Genomic DNA, 18,035 nt, shown 5'->3' with positions numbered 1-18,035 from the left:
ACGATGAAATTAAGAGAGTTATTATCGATAGGTGACTTAAAAAAAGGTAAAATTTTGACGAAAGAGATTGGTTTAGACAATGAAGTTGACTCGGCAATGGTCTTAGAAGCGATTGACATTGAGAACTGGAGTAGAAAGAATCAGTTAATTTTGACTTCTTTCTACGCATTGCATGATCTACCCGAAAAAGAGTTGGAAAATTTTTTCGTAAAGATGCGCCGAATTGGCATCAGCGGCTTAATTTTGAAAACAGATCGATTCATTAAAATGATTCCAGAATGGTTTATCGAATTATGTTTCAATTATGAAATTCCTTTAATTAAAATCACACAAGACATTAGCTATGAAAAAATTCTGTTTACGATTTACGAGCCTTTGTTGAATTATCAGTCGCATGTCTTACGTACGTATTACGATGTACGCCAACGTTTCACCAAATTAGAGCGCCACTACCCAACGGTTGAGACGATTATGCAAGAATTTTATGACATCATTAAATTACCCTTCGCTTTAAAAATGTTGGATAAACATCTGGAAATTAGCGATGGCGACTTACCCCATGATGCGATTGTGCTCTCAAGAGAAAAACTAAAAAACAGTGAGTTCACTAAAAATGATTACTCTCTTTTAACACTTTATTCTCATGCCAACCCCAAAAAACAGTTGGCACTAGAAGTTTCTATTTTCAATAGTTATTCCACTAATTGTTTACTTCTGGTTTATTTACAAGATGAAAAGGTTAAAGAAACGGATTTAGTGATTATAGAAAATGCGATTGATGTCTTACAAGAAAAATTCAATACCGAAAATTTGTTAAAAAAAGAACGGTATACTCGTTTGAACAACTTAGCGGATGCTATTTTACAAAATACACCGCAAAATCCTGACGAGCTAAACAGTTTGCTTCGTGAAGTGCAAATGCAAGAGCTAGATTCTTACCAAGCGATTGCTTTTTCTACCAAAGACACCAATACACAACTCATGAAAGAACGAATTATTGCCTTACTTCGTACCCTGCGTGTGAAATCCATCTTCTTCGATCAGCTAAATTATTCGGCGGTCCTTTTTAACTTCAATGAAAGTGATGGAAAAATTACAAAGCTGCAATTAAGTCGTTTATTAGCTGAACTTTTAGAAGAAAACGACACGCTTACCGTTGCCGTCAGCAGTTTAAAATCACGAGAAGGGATTAAAGAGCTACTGATTGAATGTCTGGACATTCTGCGCTTTAATGAAACTTTTTATAACGGACCAATTGTCACCTTAGCCGATATCGGGGTATTTAAAAATTTTATCCGCGAAGACCAATTGGAAAATTTAGACGAATTAATTCCTCGCGCACTTTATCAATTAGCCGAAAACAACTACGATTTATTTGAAACTTTGTACAGTTTTTTCCAAAATAACCGCAACTATAAACAGACCTCTGAAGCGATGTTCCTCCATTCAAAAACGATTCGTTATCGTTTAAATAAAGTGGAACAACTTCTTGATATTGACTTAGCCAATCCCTTGCAATTGTTAAATTATGAAATTGCCACATACATTATAAAGATGAGGAGACGTGCACTTGAAAAACAATCAAACACTCGCTAATGGCGCAACAGTTACTATCTACCCCACTACGACTGAACCAACGAACTATGTCGTCTATTTACACGGTGGCGGGATGATTTATGGAACCAAAAGTGATTTACCAGAAGAACTGAAGGAGCTGTTTACAAGCAATGGCTATACCGTTTTAGCGCTGGACTATTTGTTGGCTCCAAATACAAAAATCGATCACATCTTAGGGACACTAACAGAAACCTTCCAATTGTTAAACGAAGAGATTATTCAAAACCAGCCATTTGGTTTGTGCGGGCGTTCCGCTGGCGGTTATTTAATGTTACAGTTAACCAAACAATTACAAACACTAAATTTGATGCCACAATTTTTAGTCAATTTTTACGGCTATACAGATTTAGAATTTATTAAAGAGCCACGGAAATTATTAAAGCAAGCCATTTCCGCTAAAGAAATAGCTGCTATCGACCAAACGAAGCCTGTTTGGGATGATCCTTTTCTTTCTCGCTATCTGCTGTATCATTACAGTATTCAGCAAGCGCTATTGCCGCACTTTTACGGATTACCAGAAAATGGGGACTGGTCTGCTTACGCACTGTCAGACGAAACATTAAAAACTTTTCCACCTTGTTTCAGTACAGCTAGCAGTTCAGACGAAGAAGTGCCGTTCCGCTATAGCAAAAAAATCGGACGGACCATTCCTGAGAGTACCTTTAAAGCGGTTTACTATTTAGAACATGATTTTTTAAAACAAACCAAAGATCCTTCGGTCATCACTTTATTTGAGCAATTGGATAGCTGGCTGAAGGAACGATAAGCATAACAAAAAGAAGCGAGAAATCTCGCTTCTTTTTGTTATTTTTGATAAAGTGTGGTTCCTTTTACCACACTGATTTCCACCGGTGTCTGACGAGCGACAAAAGCCGCCGCACATTCTGCTTCAGTGAGTAAGTAAGTTGCTTCAGCACCAACTTGCGGCCAATTTGCTTGCCCTTGTTCGTCTAAAGTTGTGACACCATCTGTCACTAAGCCCAATAATTGGGTTAAAGCATCTTGATCTTTCACATTAAAAAGTTCACCTAAACGAGCCAATTTTTCTTGTAATGAACCATCACCATAGGGAGACCAGCAATCGTAGATATTGTCACAACCAAGATGAACATTGACTCCATGACTTAACAATTCCATAATTGGCGGAATCGTATTAGGTGTGATTGGCACGCTGGAATTAATATGAATTTTTTCTGCTGCTAAAGCGTCATAAACTTCGGCACGTTCTTCACCAATGAAATCATTTAACCCGAAGGCATGACTGATAAATACTTTGTCTTGTAGACCATATTCTTTCGTTAAACGAATAATTTCTTTAATCGTTGTTGTCCCAGCTTCATGACGGTCATGTAAATGAATATCCACACCGACACCATGTTTATCTGCTAAGCGGAATGTTTCAGCCAATGATTTTTTGTAATCACCATCCAATGAATAAGGATCCACGCCACCAATAAAATCGGCACCTTTTGCCAATGCTTGATCAACTAATTCAACGGAATCTGAACGTAGTAAGCCGTGCTGTGGAAAGACGACAATTTCTACCGCAAATGGTTTCGTTTGGGCCAATGCTTGGACTTCATCAAAATAACGTAAGTCTGTCATCGGTTCCACGTCAACATGTGTTCTGAAGGCTGTCGCGCCATGTGGTAATTCTAAGTCAATTAAATGATTGGCGCGTTCAGTTAAAGAAAGTTCTAAACTATCTAAATAAGGAATTTCTGCTTCGACACGTTCCACAATTGACTTCGCTGGCGTCACCGGATACCACGGAACACCTAGTTTACTTTTATCAAAGTGACAATGTTTTTCAATCAAACCTGGTAAAATCAATTGATGGTGACCATCAATAATTGTCAACCCAGGTTGTTCTACCAATTCTTCATTGGGAATGATTTTCGTAAATACTCCATCTGTTACTTCAATTGCCACTTCTTTGGTTACTGTCCCAGATAACCAGTCACCTTCTTTTTGATACCCTGTTTCAATTCGAACATTTTTTAACCAATAATTCATGCTTTCCTTCACTCCTACCTGTATTTATTCCTTCCCGAAAGGACACAATACTTAGTTGTACTGTGCTAAAATTTTACTAATTTCCGTATAACCTTTTTGATTGGCATAGTCCATTGCTGTTCGACCAGAATTGTCTTTAATGGATTGATCCGCACCATTTTCCATTAACAATTTTACAATATCTTGGTATAGTTGGTTCCCTTCACGTAACCCCACTGCCTCAATCAACGCTGTATAGCCAAAGTCATTTTGGAAATCTATGTCTTCTCGTCCATCTTCTAACAAGAGCTTCACATTGTCAATATGTCCTTTTTCAGCTGCCGGAATTAACGCATTGCCACCGTAACGGTTATGCTTATTTAAATCTGGTGTCGCATTTTTTAACATATACGCTAAAATCTCCGTACGTCCTTGCGCTCCCGCATAAAGATAGGGACTATCACTAATGCTGTTTTGCAGATTAATATCGGCACCCCGATCAATCAACGCTTTTGCAATTTCAATGTCATTATTGTGCACAGCGATATTGAGCGGTGTATTGCCTTCTGTGTCGACTTCATCCACTTGATAAGTAGTATCTTGTAAAATTTCCTTGACCTTCTTCGTATCTCGTTGATTGGCTGCTTCTAAAAGCGCACCCACTTCATAGGTCTTCATCGGTTCTTTCACTTCCTCTTTTGATGTTGTTTGAGCCACCGAACGGGTTGTACTGGTGCTTTCAGTTTTTGCACTACTTTGAGTAGTCACCGTTTGACTATTTTTTGACGCTGCGGAGGGTGTTTCTCCTCCTTGACACGCAGCAAGTAATGGAATGGTCACGACACTTAATAGCCCCATTAAAATTTTTTTGTTCATTGTGCTCAACTTCCTTTCCTCGAGAGAAATATGAGATTTTTCTCCAGTGGTTCTAATCTAACGAATCTTTTTTTATTTGTCGATTAAAACGCTTTCTCTGTTTTTCTATTTTAAAAAGAGAGAAACCAAAAGAAGTCGAAACTTTTTTTGGTTTCCATTCGTATGTTTTGTTCTTAAAAGGTAAATTCAGGATTAAAAGTTCCTTGGTATGGTTCATGTTCCACATAGACTTGGATATCGTTTCCTTCGTTATCTTTACCCATTCGTGTGTACGTAAAACGATTATCATTCAATTCTGTTAACTCTAAGACAGCGCCATAGCGATTGGTTCCAATGGACACATGGGCACGGAATTTATTTTGATTCCCTACTTTAAAGTAGCCATAGTCGCCACGAGTTTCACCAGTTTGTAAATTGAAAAATTCATATTTGCTGCTATCTTGGTCAAATTTCGCTAAGCTGATAAAGTTTTGGTTGGCCGAAGTTACGTCATTGCCATCTTTATCCACTACTTTTGTGCCATTCCAAAGAAGTTGCGGTGTCCCATCAAAGGAAGTTTTACCAATAATTTCATCCCCTTGTCGATTTACATCAATCTGGCCTGTTTGTTCTGTCATGGCACGGCGTCCATTCGTGAATTCTAGTGTTCTGGGACGATTATTGGGGTATGGCTGCGGACGACCATAAACTGGTCCTGAGGTTGCTTTGTTTTCTACGAAAACTTCAATATCATTTCCGTTTTTATCTTTCCCCATCTGTCTATACGTAAAAGTATCTTGGTATAAAGTTCTAAGTGGGTATACACCTTGATAATTTTTGGTTTCAGAAATAATTACAAGACGGGAAACATCTGTAATACCCGCGGTCATAAAGAAGGTTCCTTCATCTCCTGTTGATTCTCCAGTCTCTTTATCAAAAAATTCATAGAAACTAGTGGTTGCATCAAATTTGATTGCATGTAATAGGTTTTGATTTTCATCTGTTAAGTCATTCCCGTTTCGATCATAAACGCGTGTTCCAGCCCAATCTTTTTCTGATAATCCTTCATCTTGTCTAATACCAACTGAACGTAAATACTCAGGTAAATCCCCTAAATTATTGGGATTGTCTACGCTTTGAGGAACGTATGCTTCTGCCGTCAAAGCCCCTCCTGCTCCACCAACTAATAACGCACTTAAAGCCAACAACGTAATTGTACCAACGATTTTTTTCTTCATAAACGACTACTCCCTTTCCTTTTGATAATTTAAGGATAGCATGTAGTTATTAACTCCATCTGTCCACAATATGAAAAAATTATTAAATAATAATTATTATAATTATATTAATAACGATATTTAAATGTAACTAATAACAATTTATTTATAAAGGAAGAGAAAACAAAAGAACGTTGGGGGACGTTCTTTTGTTAAATGAGAGAGAAGACAAGAGGAGACTAGAAAGTAAAGGCTGGCTGATATGTGCCTTGGTAAGGTTCATGTTCCACGAACACTTGAATATCATTACCAGCGTTATCTTTACCCATTCGAGTATACGTAAATCGATCATTGTTTAGTTCCGTTAATTCTAGCGCCGCACCGTAACGATTCGTACCAATAGATACATGGGCCCGAATCTTGTTATTGTCCACCACTTGGAAGTACCCAAAATCGCCGCGGGTTTCACCTGTTTGTAAATTGAAAAATTCATATTTACTTGTGTTTGGATCAAATTTCGCTAAACTAATGAAATTTTGATTGGCCGCTGTCACATCATTACCGTTTTTATCTACGACTTTTGTGCCATTCCACAAGGTTGTTCCTAAAATTTTATCCCCTGATTTATTTGTCACAATTTTGCCAGTTTGATTGGTTAATGCTTCACGTCCATTTGTAAAAGCTAATTTTTTCCCGTGATAAGGGATGTGTTCCACGTAAACTTCAACATCATTCCCCAGTTTATCTTTCCCTAAACGCTTGTAAGTAAATTTGTCTTTACTCACTTCGGTTAAATCCACTACGGCTTGATAATTTTGTGTCCGCGAAATTAAAATTCGTTTTGTGCCATCACCTGTCACAAAAAATGTTCCTTCGTCACCACGGGTTTCCCCAGTATTTTTGTCGAAAAACTCGTAAAAACCGGTTTCACCATCATATTTTGCTAAACCAATAAAATTAGCATTTTCTGCCGTTAAATCATTACCAGCAGCATCATAAACACGGGTTCCTTGCCAGTCCGTGCCAGATAAAATCTTAGTCGCCTTGTCGCCTCTTGTTTGGCCATTGTTTTGATGTTTGCCTAAATTTGCTGTAGCACTATTTGGATTGGCTGCATGACCTGCAAATGCTGGACTTGCATAACCTGCTATAAGTAACGTACTTAATGTTACTAAAGTAATCGAACTTAATACTTTCTTTTTCATAAAGCATCGCTCCTTTTCTTTGATAAACCTATCTTAACAAACGATTCTAAACTACCACTGTCAGAAAAATGAACAATTTATAAACGATTAAAAACAACTATAAACTATTTTTTTGTTAAAAATGAAGCGGTCAAAAGAATCCTTTACTTCCTTTTGACCGCTTCATCCACTCGTGATTGACTAATTAGAACGTGAAGTCTGGCGTAAAGTCTCCTTCATATGGTTCATGTTCTACAAAGACTTTAATTTCTTTGCCATTGTTGTCTTTACCCATTCGTGTATACGTAAAACGTTTATCATTTAATTCTGTTAATTCTAATGCAGCTCCATATTTATTGTCACCAATTGAAACGTGAGCACGGATTTTGTTATTATCAATTACTTGGAAGTAACCAAAATCTCCACGTGTTTTACCCGTTTCTAAATCAAAGAATTCATATTTACTTGTTTTATTATCAAATTTCGCTAAACTAATAAACATTTTATTTGCTTCAGTAACATCGTTACCGTCTTCATCTAAAACTTTCGTGCCATTCCATAATGTAGCCCCTAAAATGTCATCCCCAGGTTCACTGGTAACAATCTTGCCAGTTTCTGTTTCTAAATCTTTACGGCCATTCGTAAAGGTTAATTTCTCGTCAGAATAAGGGATATGTTCTACAAAGACTTCTACATCTTTCCCGTCTTTATCTTTACCCATTCGCTTATAGGTAAATTTATCTTTCGTCACTTCCGTTAAATCGACCACCGCTTGATAGTTTTGTGTATCCGAAATTAAGATACGCTTTTCGCCATCGTCTGTCACAAAGAATGTGCCTTCATCGCCACGGGTTTCACCTGTTTCTTTGTCGAAAAATTCATAAAAACCTGTTTCACCATCATATTTTGCTAAACCAATAAAATTAGCATTTTCTGCTGTTAAATCATTATTATTTTTGTCGTAAACTTTTGTGCCTTGCCAATCAGTACTGGATAAAATTTCTGTTAATTCTTGTCCTTTTGATTGCTCTTTAGCTGCTTCTTCTGAACTAGAGACTGCAGTGCTTGAGCTAGCTGCACTTGATTTATCTGTTGCAGAGTTGGCTCCGCCAGCACAGCCTGCAATCAACAACGTACTAAAGGTTAATAAGGTAAGCGCACTAAAAATTTTTTTCTTTTTCATGGTTGGTAATCCCCTTTTTCTTTTTGATATATTTAGAATAGCAAAGCCTTATAAACTCCTACTTGCCGAAAAATGAACAAATTATAAACAAATGAAAAAAAGTTAATAACAATACTAGCTTTTTTTTGTTCACTTGTAATACACTATAAGTAAGAAATAGATTAAAACCACTAGGAGGGACGCTTTTGACCATTAAACGCCGCTTTTTTATTTCTTATATTAGTGCCATCATTATTACTTTAGCCTCTGTTTTAGCTGTTTTATCCTTAGCTTCTTACATCACGTTAGGAACTGTTCCCAGCTTGCCCCAAGCTTACCGAATGATGAATAAGCAACGACCATTGACCGCTAACGAAGAAGAAAGTTATTTGGCCTTAGATCAATTGTTAAAAAAGTCACCGAAATTACTAGATACGCCTTTAAGTAAAGAATTAAAGGAAACGATTCAAACAATTGAGGCAAAAGGATTAAGTGTGATTATTCGAAAGAATGCACGGTTTCCTTATTATTCGGATAATTTAGTAGAAAAATCTTTGTCTGTACATATTCCAAACTACGAAATGAATAATATTATGCCAACTGGCACACTGGATAATGCAGGGCGTCTATATCATTATGTCAAATCCGATTTTCATTATTTAGATGGTTCTAACGGGAGCTTTATTGTCTTGAAACGCGAAAGCAGCCTTTTTGAATTCTTCACACGCTGGATTATCTGGATGATTTTGTTAATTATCCTTATAGCAATTGCGGCAGCTTGGCTCATCAATAAGCGCTTAACCAAAACCACTATCGAGCCATTAGAAGCATTAGAAAAAGCGACTAAAACATTGGGTAAGGATGCCCAAAAAGAAAATCCATTTACACCAACTAGCCACCAAACCGTCTCAACAGAAGTCAAACAGCTCCAACTTAGTTTTGAACAAATGTGGCAAGATTTAGAAGAAGCCAATGCGGAACGCGAAAAATATGAAGCTAATCGGAAAGAATTAATTGCAAATATTTCTCATGACTTAAAAACACCAATTACTTCTATTATTGGTTACGTTGAAGGTTTGATGGATGGCGTTGCCAATACTGAAGAAAAAAAACAGCGCTATTTAACGGTCATTCATGAAAAAAGTTTAGGCCTCAATGATTTAATTGAAGAATTATTTTTGTATTCTAAATTAGACCTAGACCGTGCTGTCTTTACAATGGAAAAGACCAATTTCACTCGTTTTATTGCACATATTCTTGAAGAATACCGTTTGGAACAAGAACTCGTGATCACTTCTGTACTTCCCACCGAAGCTTTATACGTTCAAATGGATCCCACGCAGATGAATCGCGTGATTACCAATCTAATTCAAAATAGCATTAAATTTGCGGATCCCACTAAAGAACAACTAGCCTTTACGATTTCTTTAACGCATAATCAAACAGACTTAGTTTTAACCATTACAGATAACGGCATTGGTATCGATAAAAAAGAATTACCTTATTTATTCGAACGCTTCTATCGTGTAGACAAATCTCGAACCCCAACAGTTAAAGGAAGCGGCTTGGGATTAAGTATTGTCAAACAAATTATTGACTATCATCAGGGAACAATCACTGTCACAAGTAAAAAAGGAGACGGCACCAACGTGATAATTACGCTGCCGTTGTTGGAGGATGAAAAATGAAACCACATGTATTAATTATTGAAGATGATCCAAGCATTGCTGATTTGCAAAAAGATTATTTAGAAATTAACGATATGACTGTCACAATTGAACATGATGGAAAAAAAGGATTGGAAGCAGCTTTAAATGAGCCCTTTGATTTAATTATTTTAGATGTGATGCTGCCAACTATGGATGGTTTTGAAATCTGTCGTGCAATTCGGAAAAAAAAGCAAACGCCGATCATGATTGTTTCGGCTAAAAAAGAAGATATTGATAAAATTCGTGGGCTTGGCTTAGGTGCGGATGATTATATAATCAAGCCGTTTAGTCCCAATGAATTAGTCGCTCGAGCAAAAGCCCATATGAACCGTTATCAATTGTTAAGCAAAGCAGAACAACCACCACAATTACTAAAAATCAATGAAATCGCTGTCGACACTGCCGCCCACAAAGTGTTTGTTTTAGAAAATGAAGTTATTTTTACTAGTAAAGAATACAAATTGCTGGTTTTCTTGATGGAACATCCTAACCGTGTGTGGAATAAAGAAGAACTTTTTGAAAGTGTCTGGGGGTTTGATGCCTTAGATACTGAGGTTTCGACTGTCGTTGTTCACATTAAACGGATTCGGGAAAAATTAAAAAAAGCCAATCTTTCTGACTCTCCAATTGAAACACTCTGGGGAAGTGGCTACCGCTTCAATCGATAAAGAGAGCAAAAATAAGTCGGAGCCTATTTCTAGGCTCCGACTTATTTTTTTATTAATGACTTTAGTCAGTCGAAATCTCTAAAGAGATTTCGACAAAAAAACCACGCGTACTGCGCGTGGAGGCCAGAGCTTTAGCGATAAAAACTCCTTTCGATATAATAGATAAAGGCTACCAACCGTTATCAAATCGAAAGGAGTTTTTGAATGTCGAACGACGATAAAAGTTTAGCACATACTCGTTGGAATTGTAAGTATCATCTTGTGTTTACACCAAAATATAGAAGAAAAGTAATCTATGGTCAATTGAGGCGAGATATAGGGAAAATACTAAGAAAATTGTGTGAGATGAAAGAAGTCGAAATCATTGAAGCGCATGCAATGCCCGACCATATCCATATGTTGGTAAGAATTCCACCGAAGTTGAGTGTATCTGGTTTTATGGGTTTCTTAAAAGGAAGAAGTGCAGTAATCATTCATGAACGTCATGCGAATTTAAAATACAATTATGGAAATCGATCCTTTTGGTCAAAAGGCTATTATGTGAGCACCGTAGGACTGAACCAAAAAACGATAGCAAAGTATACACGAGAACAAGAAGCAGAAGATCGAGTAAGGGATAGTATAAACAAAAGAGAGTATAAAGATCCATTTAGGAAGTAACAGCTAGATAAGAATAGAATGGTAGCGGTTGGCGGTCTCTAAAAAAGCTCCCTTTAAGGGAGCAGCAGGTAGCGAGCCCTTCTAGGGCTATTAAAAAGCCACCCGCTATGCGGGTGGATATTTACTAATTTACACGAGAAAATTTTTGATAAAGTTGGTTGAAAACAATCATAAACTGTTCAATTTCTGCCATTGTATTGCTTTCATCTAAACTAATGCGCACAGCGGAAGTCGCCAATTCCCCAGGCACATGCATAGCATACAAGGTGCTGCTAGCCATTTTTTTTCGGCTAGAACAAGCACTCGTAGTCGAAATATAAATCTGTTTTTCTTCCAATGCATGGACTAGCACTTCGCCGCGAATCCCTTTCAAAGCAAAACATAAAATGTGTGGCGCAAAATGTTCATTATCTTGTGAAAAAACAGTCACATTTTGAAATTCTTCTAGCGCCTTTAATAAATAACTCCGTAATGTCGCCACATGTTGCGGCCGTTGTTGTTCGTTCTCTAAATGCAAGCGTAACGCTTTGGCCATTGCCACAATTGCTGGTACGTTTTCTGTCCCACTGCGTTGGTTGTTTTCTTGCCCGCCTCCTGTTAAAAGCGGCGCTAAACGTTTTCCTTGTTTCCAATACATAAAACCAATGCCTCGTGGTCCATGAAATTTATGTGCAGAAAACGTTGCAAAATCCACCCGATCCGTTAACCACTCTGAGTAATTAACTTTCCCAATTGCTTGAACCGCGTCTACATGAAAATGAATTTTAGGAAACTCCGCTAAAACCTCGCTGATTTCTTTAATTGGTTGAATCGTTCCCACTTCATTGTTCACTGCCATAACAGAAACCAAAATCGTTTCTTTTCTAATTAATTTCTGTAGTTCCTCGACTTTCACACGACCTTCTTTATCCACTGGCGCATAAGAAAGTTCAAAACCTAGTTCGACTAATTGTTCCGCTGTTTCTGTAACTGCTGGATGTTCCACTGCAGAAATAATAATATGATTACCAAATTCTCGTTTTTCGATTGCCGTTCCTTTTAAAACCCAGTTATCTCCTTCAGTTCCGCCACTTGTAAAATAGATTTCATTTGCTGAAACATTGATTAGCTCCGCAATCTGCTTCCGTGCTTGTTGTAAGAGCCGATTCGCTTGGCTGCCTAAGTCATGCAGACTAGACGGATTGCCAATAATCCGCTGACTGGTTTTTACATATGTATCTAAAGCCTGGGGGTAAATCGGTGTAGTTGCACTATTATCAAAATAAATCATTTGTCACCCTTCTTTTTTAAAATTCTTTCCCATTATATACTTTCTAAAGTATCACTTCAAGTCACCCCCACGCCATAAAAAACAGAGGCTTGTCTGTCGACAAACCTCTGTTTAGTGATTGTTTAATTAAATTGCTGTTAGATTAGGGTTATTGATATTTTTAAAATAAAAATCTTCGATTCGTTTGAACGCCCCTGGCTCAACAGCTTCCAATGCCGTTCCAATTTCATCTAATGCATCTTGATAACGGAATTCTGTCGAGAATAAATACATGCTTTTATCTAAAGCCGCTCGGATGTTCTCGTGAGTATGACGATAGCGGTTTGCATATTGCATCATTTGTTCTGTCAGAGCTGCTGCATTGACTAAATCTTTTGTTTTCTTATCTAATAACTCTAAATCATCTTCGCATAAGTCACATAAACGATTGATTTCATCCATGTTAATGCGCATTTTATTTAAGGCTCGGCTTAAATCTTCAATTCGATCCGTTGCCACATAGAAAAATTCTAAGTAATCAGCAGACAAACCTGGTAATCGTTGCTTTTCAACATACCGCTTGATACTCCGTAAACGGAATTCGTATTCGTCGACTTTTTCTTGGGCGACTTTTTCGCCTTTTCTTAGTTCTTTCAATGAAGCATCAATTTCTAATTGTTGATTTTCAATATCATCTAAAATCTTATAGCATTCTTTATAGAACGCTTGAATTTCAGAGTAAGGAACGGTATGTTCTTTCATTCGAGGTTCCAAGTCTTTTTGACGGCGGATAATTTCTTCAATTTCCGTTTGGAAGCCACGACTACGTCCTAGCTCGTTGTTGTTTAAGGTATAGCTTTGTGATACATGGTCCAATTCAATCATTAATTGACGGTTATTTTTTAAGGAATGAGAAATATAATCGTCAATAATTTTTTGATTGGTTACGACATATTTCTTCGCTTCAATTTCACGTTCCATCACTTCATATAATGCATCAATCGCCGTTGCTGTGTCGCGATTTGCGACCTCTACTGCAGCAATCTCTGTTTTCTCTAAATCAGCCATTGAATTCTCGACACGTTTTTTCGCATGTTGAATTTCTTCAGCAAAGTTTTGTTCAGGGAACACATAATCGTCAGCTAATAATTGGTTGTAGCCTTCTTCGATTTCTTTTAATTGATCTGGGAAAGTTTCATTTAATTCTTCATACATTGGTGGAATCCGTTTCATTAAGTCTTCCAATTCATACGTATGACGTTCCGCATCTTCTAGGACTTCTCGAGCCTCGATTGGGTCCCCCGATGTATTTAGTGTGACAAATTGTGTGAATTCAATTTCGACGTTTCTTAATTGTTTTTGGATTTCGGAGTAAGCTGGACCAAAGCTAGCTTTATCATCTTTTAGTGATTTACTTAATTCTTCATAGACATCCAAAGCTTTTTGAACTTCTAATGAATTGCGCTCTTCACTTTCACGTAATTCTTTCAAGCCATTACGAATGACTTCCACTTCGGCTTCCATTTCGGTCATCGTTTCATTCGCTTCCACGACTGCTTTCTTCGCTTTCATGAAACGGAAAATTTCATTTTGATTTTCGACTTCATAAATTTGACTCTCTAGTTCGGCGAAAGAACGCGTCGATAGTTCTACCCAACGTTGATTCCATTCACGGAAACTATTTTGACTCTGTCCAACTAGATGCATTTTTTTAATGTCATCGATTTCTTCAAAGACTGGCAAGTCAAACAGGGCTTCTTTACGAACTTCTAATTCATCTAATTGTTCTTGATTTTTTTTGCGCATAAAATAACCAATTAAGTATAGCACCGCAGCAATAATAACGATTACTAGTACTAAAATGATAATCCAATTATTCTTCATTTTGGCTCCTCCGATAATTTTTCTATAATAAAAGAAAGGTTGTTTGTTCTCTTCACACGGTTATCTATTGTTCCTGACCCTTGGAAAAGGGCATTCTTGCAGAAATACCTATAGAAAATTATAGCACAAACTGTATATTCATTCACTAGTTATAACAAACTTTTTTAAGAAAACCCGCGATCTTCTTACGAAGGGATTGATTCACTGCTTTCATCGATCCGATTTTCACTAATTTTTTTACAAATATCACTTAGTTGTGTTAAGAAGGCATCCGCTTGACTTTGATCCATCCCAAAGTGTTCATCGCGCATAGCCCAAACTTCTAGCCCAGCTTCTTTGGCAGAGGCAATGCCTTTTTCTGAATCTTCAATGGCTATACATTCCTGTGGCGCAACAGCTAATTCTTGTAACGTGTGCAGATAAATATCCGGCGCCGGTTTACTTTCTTCGAAATCTTCCCCACTCACGACCGCATCAAAATAACTACTTAATTGCCCCACTGTCAAAACCTCTTCAATTGCGTCTTTTGTGGAAGAAGAAGCTAATCCGATTTTATAGCCTTGTCTTTTTAAAAATTGTAAAACACGTTTCGCATTTTCATCAAGCACAGCTAAATAATCTATCGGATGCGCTTTTTTATAGGCTATGTATTGTTCATTTAAAAAAGCAATATCTAGCTCTTTTTTGTTGACTTGTTCAATCTTTTGCCATAATGAACGCATATCCGCACCGACTAATTCTGGCAAGGTTAGGCCCTCAATGGTCAAATCAAATTCCGCTAAAAATGCTTTACGTCGCTCATAATAATAAGCTTCGCTATCTACTAGGACACCGTCCATATCAAAAATAATGGCAGTTTTGGATTCTGTCATACTATTTAACTCCTTCGTTACGACTCATATCTTTACAGTTTAACAAAATTTTAAGGAAAAATGAAGAACAAATATTTTCATGATTTCCTAACTTTCTGAAAATAAGTGGTTGCTTTTCTAAATGTTTTTCGGTATCCTTTTACTAATCTACAAATGAGAAAATAATTAAAAACAGGAGTGATAAACGTGAACGTAGTTAAATTCGGCGGTAGCTCGCTAGCATCAGCACCACAGTTACAGAAAGTCTTACAAATCGTCAAGGAAGAGCCGCGCCGAACGTTTGTCGTTGTATCCGCTCCTGGAAAGCGAACCCCGCAAGATATTAAAGTGACTGATTTATTGATTCAATACTATCAGCGCTACTTAAATAATGAGGAAATTGAATCGACAATCTCTGCCATCATTCGTCGTTATGAAGATCTTTTTGATGAATTACACTTGGATAAAGCAGTTTTAGCTGATATTGCTATTTCGATTCGCCAATTAGCCACTTTACCAAAAGAAAACAATGCTTTTTTATTTGACTATTTTTTAGCTAGCGGCGAGGACAATAATGCAAAAGTTGTTGCCAGTTTTTTCAAGCAAAATGGCTTAGATGCTCGCTACATTAGTCCGAAAGAATTAGGTCTCCTGGTGACACCTGAACCAGGCAATGCTCGCATTTTACCAAAAGCTTTAGAGAAAATTAGTGCCTATCGTGAGACTCAACAAATCTTGGTTATTCCAGGTTTCTTTGGTTATACAGAAGCCGGCGAAATTTGTACTTTTTCTCGTGGCGGTTCCGATATCACAGGGTCCATTGTTGCCGCAGGTGTTCAAGCAGATTTGTATGAAAACTTTACCGATGTGGACGGAATTTATGTCGCCCATCCTGGAATTATTGAACAGCCTCAAACGATTCAAGAATTGACCTACAGAGAAATGCGGGAGTTAGCTTATGCAGGATTTGCCGTCCTCCACGACGAAGCCTTAATGCCTGCCTATCGCGCAAATATTCCAGTCGTTATCAAAAATACCAACAACCCACATCATCCTGGCACCCTAATTACCACCTCTCGCAAAGTGAAGCATGCTCCTGTTGTAGGAATTGCTAGTGATCAAGGGTTCGCAAGTATTTACATTAGTAAGTATTTAATGAATAGAGAATTAGGTTTTGGGCGACGGCTCTTAGAAGTACTAGAAAAATTAGCCTTGAGCTATGAGCATATGCCCTCAGGAATTGATGACATCACGATTGTTTTAAGAGAAGACCAGTTAACAACTGAAATTGAAAATCAACTGATGGCCCAACTCCAAGAAGTTTTAGCGCCTGATGAGTTACGCATCACGCATCACCTTTCCATGATTATGATTGTCGGGGAAGGCATGCGCCAACGAATTGGGGTTACTGCTGAAAGTACAATGGCGTTAGCCAAAGAAAAAATCAACTTAGAAATGATTAACCAAGGATCTTCGGAAGTAAGTATTATGTTTGGTATCAAAAAAGAACAAGAGGAAAAAGCTATCAAAGCCTTATATCGGACGTTCTTCCATGATTAATGAAAAAGACGAATGAGTTTTCTCATTCGTCTTTTTCATTGGTTTCAGTAATTTTCAATTGGCGTTGAATTTCCGCTTTAATTTTAGCTTCTGGCGCAAAATCTTGTTCCCAATTTTCAGGTTTTAATACTTTATTTGTTTCTGGATCATAATGTGGCTGCCCATCTGGAAATAATTTTCCCATATTGGCTTGATGAACGATTTCAATAATTTTTGTTGGATTGACGCCCATTAAGCAAAACGAACCATAAGTAAAATACAATAAATCGACTAGTGCATCCACTTCCTCCACTAAAGGATCAGATACTGGTTTGCCTTTCGCCAAGACTTTCTGCTCTGCTTTATCGACAGATTTTTTTAATCCGTTGACCAATTGTTGAAAAAGCACTTGATCATTATTAGCAGCACTATATAAAAATTCCACAAGTTCTTCGACTTTAAACTCTGCTCGTCGACTGGCTAACTCTGGCGAAAAAGCAGTTGGTTGCTCTGGTTGTTGTGGATTAAAAACCTCGTGGAAGGCACAAGCCATTTCATAAGGGGATTGCTTTTCAGACATTCAGCTACCTTCTTTCTCAAAATAAATCTAATTGTTTTGGATTCAAATCATCGTAACTCAAATTCAAGACTTTTTGCATCTGTAGAGCGTTTTCTGCGGCATCGCCGCCAGAATTATTATTAAAAATTACGCCCACTTCTTTAGCTTCTTGCGACATTTTTAAAACAGCTTCGCTTAAATCAGCGATTTCCTGCGTATTATAATGATAGAGGGTTCTTTTTTTACGCCACTCTGCATCATTGGCTAACCAGCCAGCCGCATTACGTCCGTGAAACCGGAAGAGCACGAGATTAGGATTCGTTACATACGGATAAAAGGGCACTGGATTCGTAGGAATCTGCGGTTCATCTACAATCACAAGTGAAAATTGATTTTCTTTCATAAATTGCAACATTTGTTTTACAAAGTTTGGTTGATACCATGAATTATTTCGTAATTCAATGGCGATAGGTAGGTCTTTAAACCAGTGACGAATTTTTTGCAAGTAAGCGACATTTTCTTTCGTACAACCAAATGTTCCTGAAAATTGTACTAGAAAGGCAAATAATTTTTTACTTTCAATTAATGGGGCCATACTTTCTAAAAAGGCGGTGATCATTTCTTCTTCACTTGCATAATAAGTCTGCCACTCACCTTGACAACTGATTCCACTATAAACTTTCATGACAAAGCGAAAGTTTTCGGGAACTGCTTTGACCCATTCAGCTACTCGTTCTTTGGGAGGAATCCCGTAATACGCCGTGTCCATTTCAACTAGCGGTAAATGACTGGCATATTCATAAAGCGTGGCCCGTTTTTTTCCAGTTAAATAGTCGTGTTCACTAAAAGATGTTAATCCTAAGCGAATCATGTCCTTCCTCCTCTG

16 protein-coding genes are annotated in these 18,035 nt (G+C 37.5%); 6 read left to right on the top strand and 10 right to left on the bottom strand.

What is annotated here, in order from left to right; genetic code table 11:
- The first annotated feature begins 3 nt into the window (after window positions 1-3).
- Both IGJ41_RS01700 and IGJ41_RS01695 read left to right on the top strand, forming a co-directional pair.
- The gene (locus IGJ41_RS01700; protein ID WP_002355248.1) at window positions 4-1,596 is read left to right on the top strand and encodes a PucR family transcriptional regulator; all 1,593 of its coding nucleotides are present in this window, start codon (window positions 4-6) and stop codon (window positions 1,594-1,596) included.
- Window positions 1,571-2,383, top strand: a complete 813-nt coding sequence (locus IGJ41_RS01695; protein ID WP_002397026.1) for an alpha/beta hydrolase — start codon at window positions 1,571-1,573, stop codon at window positions 2,381-2,383. Before IGJ41_RS01700 ends, IGJ41_RS01695 begins: the two co-directional genes overlap by 26 nt.
- A gap of 38 nt (window positions 2,384-2,421) precedes the next feature.
- Here IGJ41_RS01695 and IGJ41_RS01690 read toward each other — a convergent pair whose 3' ends face one another.
- The 5 genes from IGJ41_RS01690 to IGJ41_RS01670 all read right to left on the bottom strand — a co-directional run bounded on the left by IGJ41_RS01690 (window position 2,422) and on the right by IGJ41_RS01670 (window position 8,051).
- The gene (locus IGJ41_RS01690; protein ID WP_104855596.1) at window positions 2,422-3,633 is read right to left on the bottom strand and encodes an amidohydrolase family protein; all 1,212 of its coding nucleotides are present in this window, start codon (window positions 3,631-3,633) and stop codon (window positions 2,422-2,424) included.
- Between the two features lie 51 nt (window positions 3,634-3,684).
- Window positions 3,685-4,488 (bottom strand): ankyrin repeat domain-containing protein, encoded by an 804-nt coding sequence (locus tag IGJ41_RS01685; RefSeq protein WP_002373191.1) that lies wholly within the window; start codon window positions 4,486-4,488, stop codon window positions 3,685-3,687.
- Between the two features lie 173 nt (window positions 4,489-4,661).
- Window positions 4,662-5,705, bottom strand: a complete 1,044-nt coding sequence (locus IGJ41_RS01680; RefSeq protein ID WP_002387660.1) for a DUF4822 domain-containing protein — start codon at window positions 5,703-5,705, stop codon at window positions 4,662-4,664.
- Between the two features lie 218 nt (window positions 5,706-5,923).
- A complete protein-coding gene (locus IGJ41_RS01675) occupies window positions 5,924-6,889 on the bottom strand; it encodes a DUF4822 domain-containing protein (protein ID WP_104855594.1) in 966 nt (321 codons plus the stop codon).
- Between the two features lie 184 nt (window positions 6,890-7,073).
- Window positions 7,074-8,051 (bottom strand): DUF4822 domain-containing protein, encoded by a 978-nt coding sequence (locus tag IGJ41_RS01670; protein WP_002380015.1) that lies wholly within the window; start codon window positions 8,049-8,051, stop codon window positions 7,074-7,076.
- A gap of 323 nt (window positions 8,052-8,374) precedes the next feature.
- Here IGJ41_RS01670 and IGJ41_RS01665 point away from each other — a divergent pair, with 323 nt between their 5' ends.
- The 3 genes from IGJ41_RS01665 to tnpA all read left to right on the top strand — a co-directional run bounded on the left by IGJ41_RS01665 (window position 8,375) and on the right by tnpA (window position 11,067).
- A complete protein-coding gene (locus IGJ41_RS01665; RefSeq protein ID WP_025190950.1) occupies window positions 8,375-9,718 on the top strand; it encodes a sensor histidine kinase in 1,344 nt (447 codons plus the stop codon).
- The gene (locus IGJ41_RS01660) at window positions 9,715-10,407 is read left to right on the top strand and encodes a response regulator transcription factor (protein WP_002355236.1); all 693 of its coding nucleotides are present in this window, start codon (window positions 9,715-9,717) and stop codon (window positions 10,405-10,407) included. The genes IGJ41_RS01665 and IGJ41_RS01660 overlap by 4 nt, the downstream gene beginning before the upstream one ends.
- Window positions 10,408-10,611: 204 nt before the next feature.
- Window positions 10,612-11,067 (top strand): IS200/IS605 family transposase, encoded by a 456-nt coding sequence (gene tnpA, locus IGJ41_RS01655; RefSeq protein WP_173963818.1) that lies wholly within the window; start codon window positions 10,612-10,614, stop codon window positions 11,065-11,067.
- Between the two features lie 124 nt (window positions 11,068-11,191).
- Here the strand turns inward: tnpA and IGJ41_RS01650 are convergent, their stop codons facing one another.
- The 3 genes from IGJ41_RS01650 to IGJ41_RS01640 all read right to left on the bottom strand — a co-directional run bounded on the left by IGJ41_RS01650 (window position 11,192) and on the right by IGJ41_RS01640 (window position 15,072).
- Window positions 11,192-12,337 carry a cysteine desulfurase family protein gene (locus IGJ41_RS01650; RefSeq protein WP_002358363.1) on the bottom strand — a complete coding sequence of 382 codons (1,146 nt, stop codon included), beginning with the start codon at window positions 12,335-12,337 and terminating at the stop codon, window positions 11,192-11,194.
- Between the two features lie 126 nt (window positions 12,338-12,463).
- Window positions 12,464-14,200 carry a septation ring formation regulator EzrA gene (gene ezrA / locus IGJ41_RS01645; protein WP_002355233.1) on the bottom strand — a complete coding sequence of 579 codons (1,737 nt, stop codon included), beginning with the start codon at window positions 14,198-14,200 and terminating at the stop codon, window positions 12,464-12,466.
- Window positions 14,201-14,385: 185 nt separating this feature from the next.
- Window positions 14,386-15,072, bottom strand: coding sequence for an HAD family hydrolase (locus IGJ41_RS01640; protein ID WP_010827111.1), 687 nt, complete (start codon window positions 15,070-15,072; stop codon window positions 14,386-14,388).
- A gap of 186 nt (window positions 15,073-15,258) precedes the next feature.
- Here IGJ41_RS01640 and IGJ41_RS01635 point away from each other — a divergent pair, with 186 nt between their 5' ends.
- Window positions 15,259-16,611, top strand: a complete 1,353-nt coding sequence (locus IGJ41_RS01635) for an aspartate kinase (protein WP_010827110.1) — start codon at window positions 15,259-15,261, stop codon at window positions 16,609-16,611.
- A 22-nt stretch (window positions 16,612-16,633) separates the two neighbouring features.
- Here the strand turns inward: IGJ41_RS01635 and IGJ41_RS01630 are convergent, their stop codons facing one another.
- Both IGJ41_RS01630 and IGJ41_RS01625 read right to left on the bottom strand, forming a co-directional pair.
- On the bottom strand, window positions 16,634-17,170 hold the full coding sequence (locus tag IGJ41_RS01630) for a haloacid dehalogenase (protein WP_002383648.1): 537 nt from the start codon (window positions 17,168-17,170) through the stop codon (window positions 16,634-16,636).
- A gap of 16 nt (window positions 17,171-17,186) precedes the next feature.
- Complete coding sequence (locus tag IGJ41_RS01625) at window positions 17,187-18,020, bottom strand: DUF72 domain-containing protein (protein WP_002358361.1); 834 nt, start codon at window positions 18,018-18,020, stop codon at window positions 17,187-17,189.
- Window positions 18,021-18,035 lie beyond the last annotated feature (15 nt).

Origin of the sequence: Enterococcus sp. DIV1537a, from assembly GCF_051712085.1 — a bacterium.
GTDB lineage: Bacteria > Bacillota > Bacilli > Lactobacillales > Enterococcaceae > Enterococcus > Enterococcus faecalis.
The sequence above is the reverse complement of the archived record's forward strand: the minus strand, read 5'-3'. Positions and strand labels throughout refer to the sequence as shown.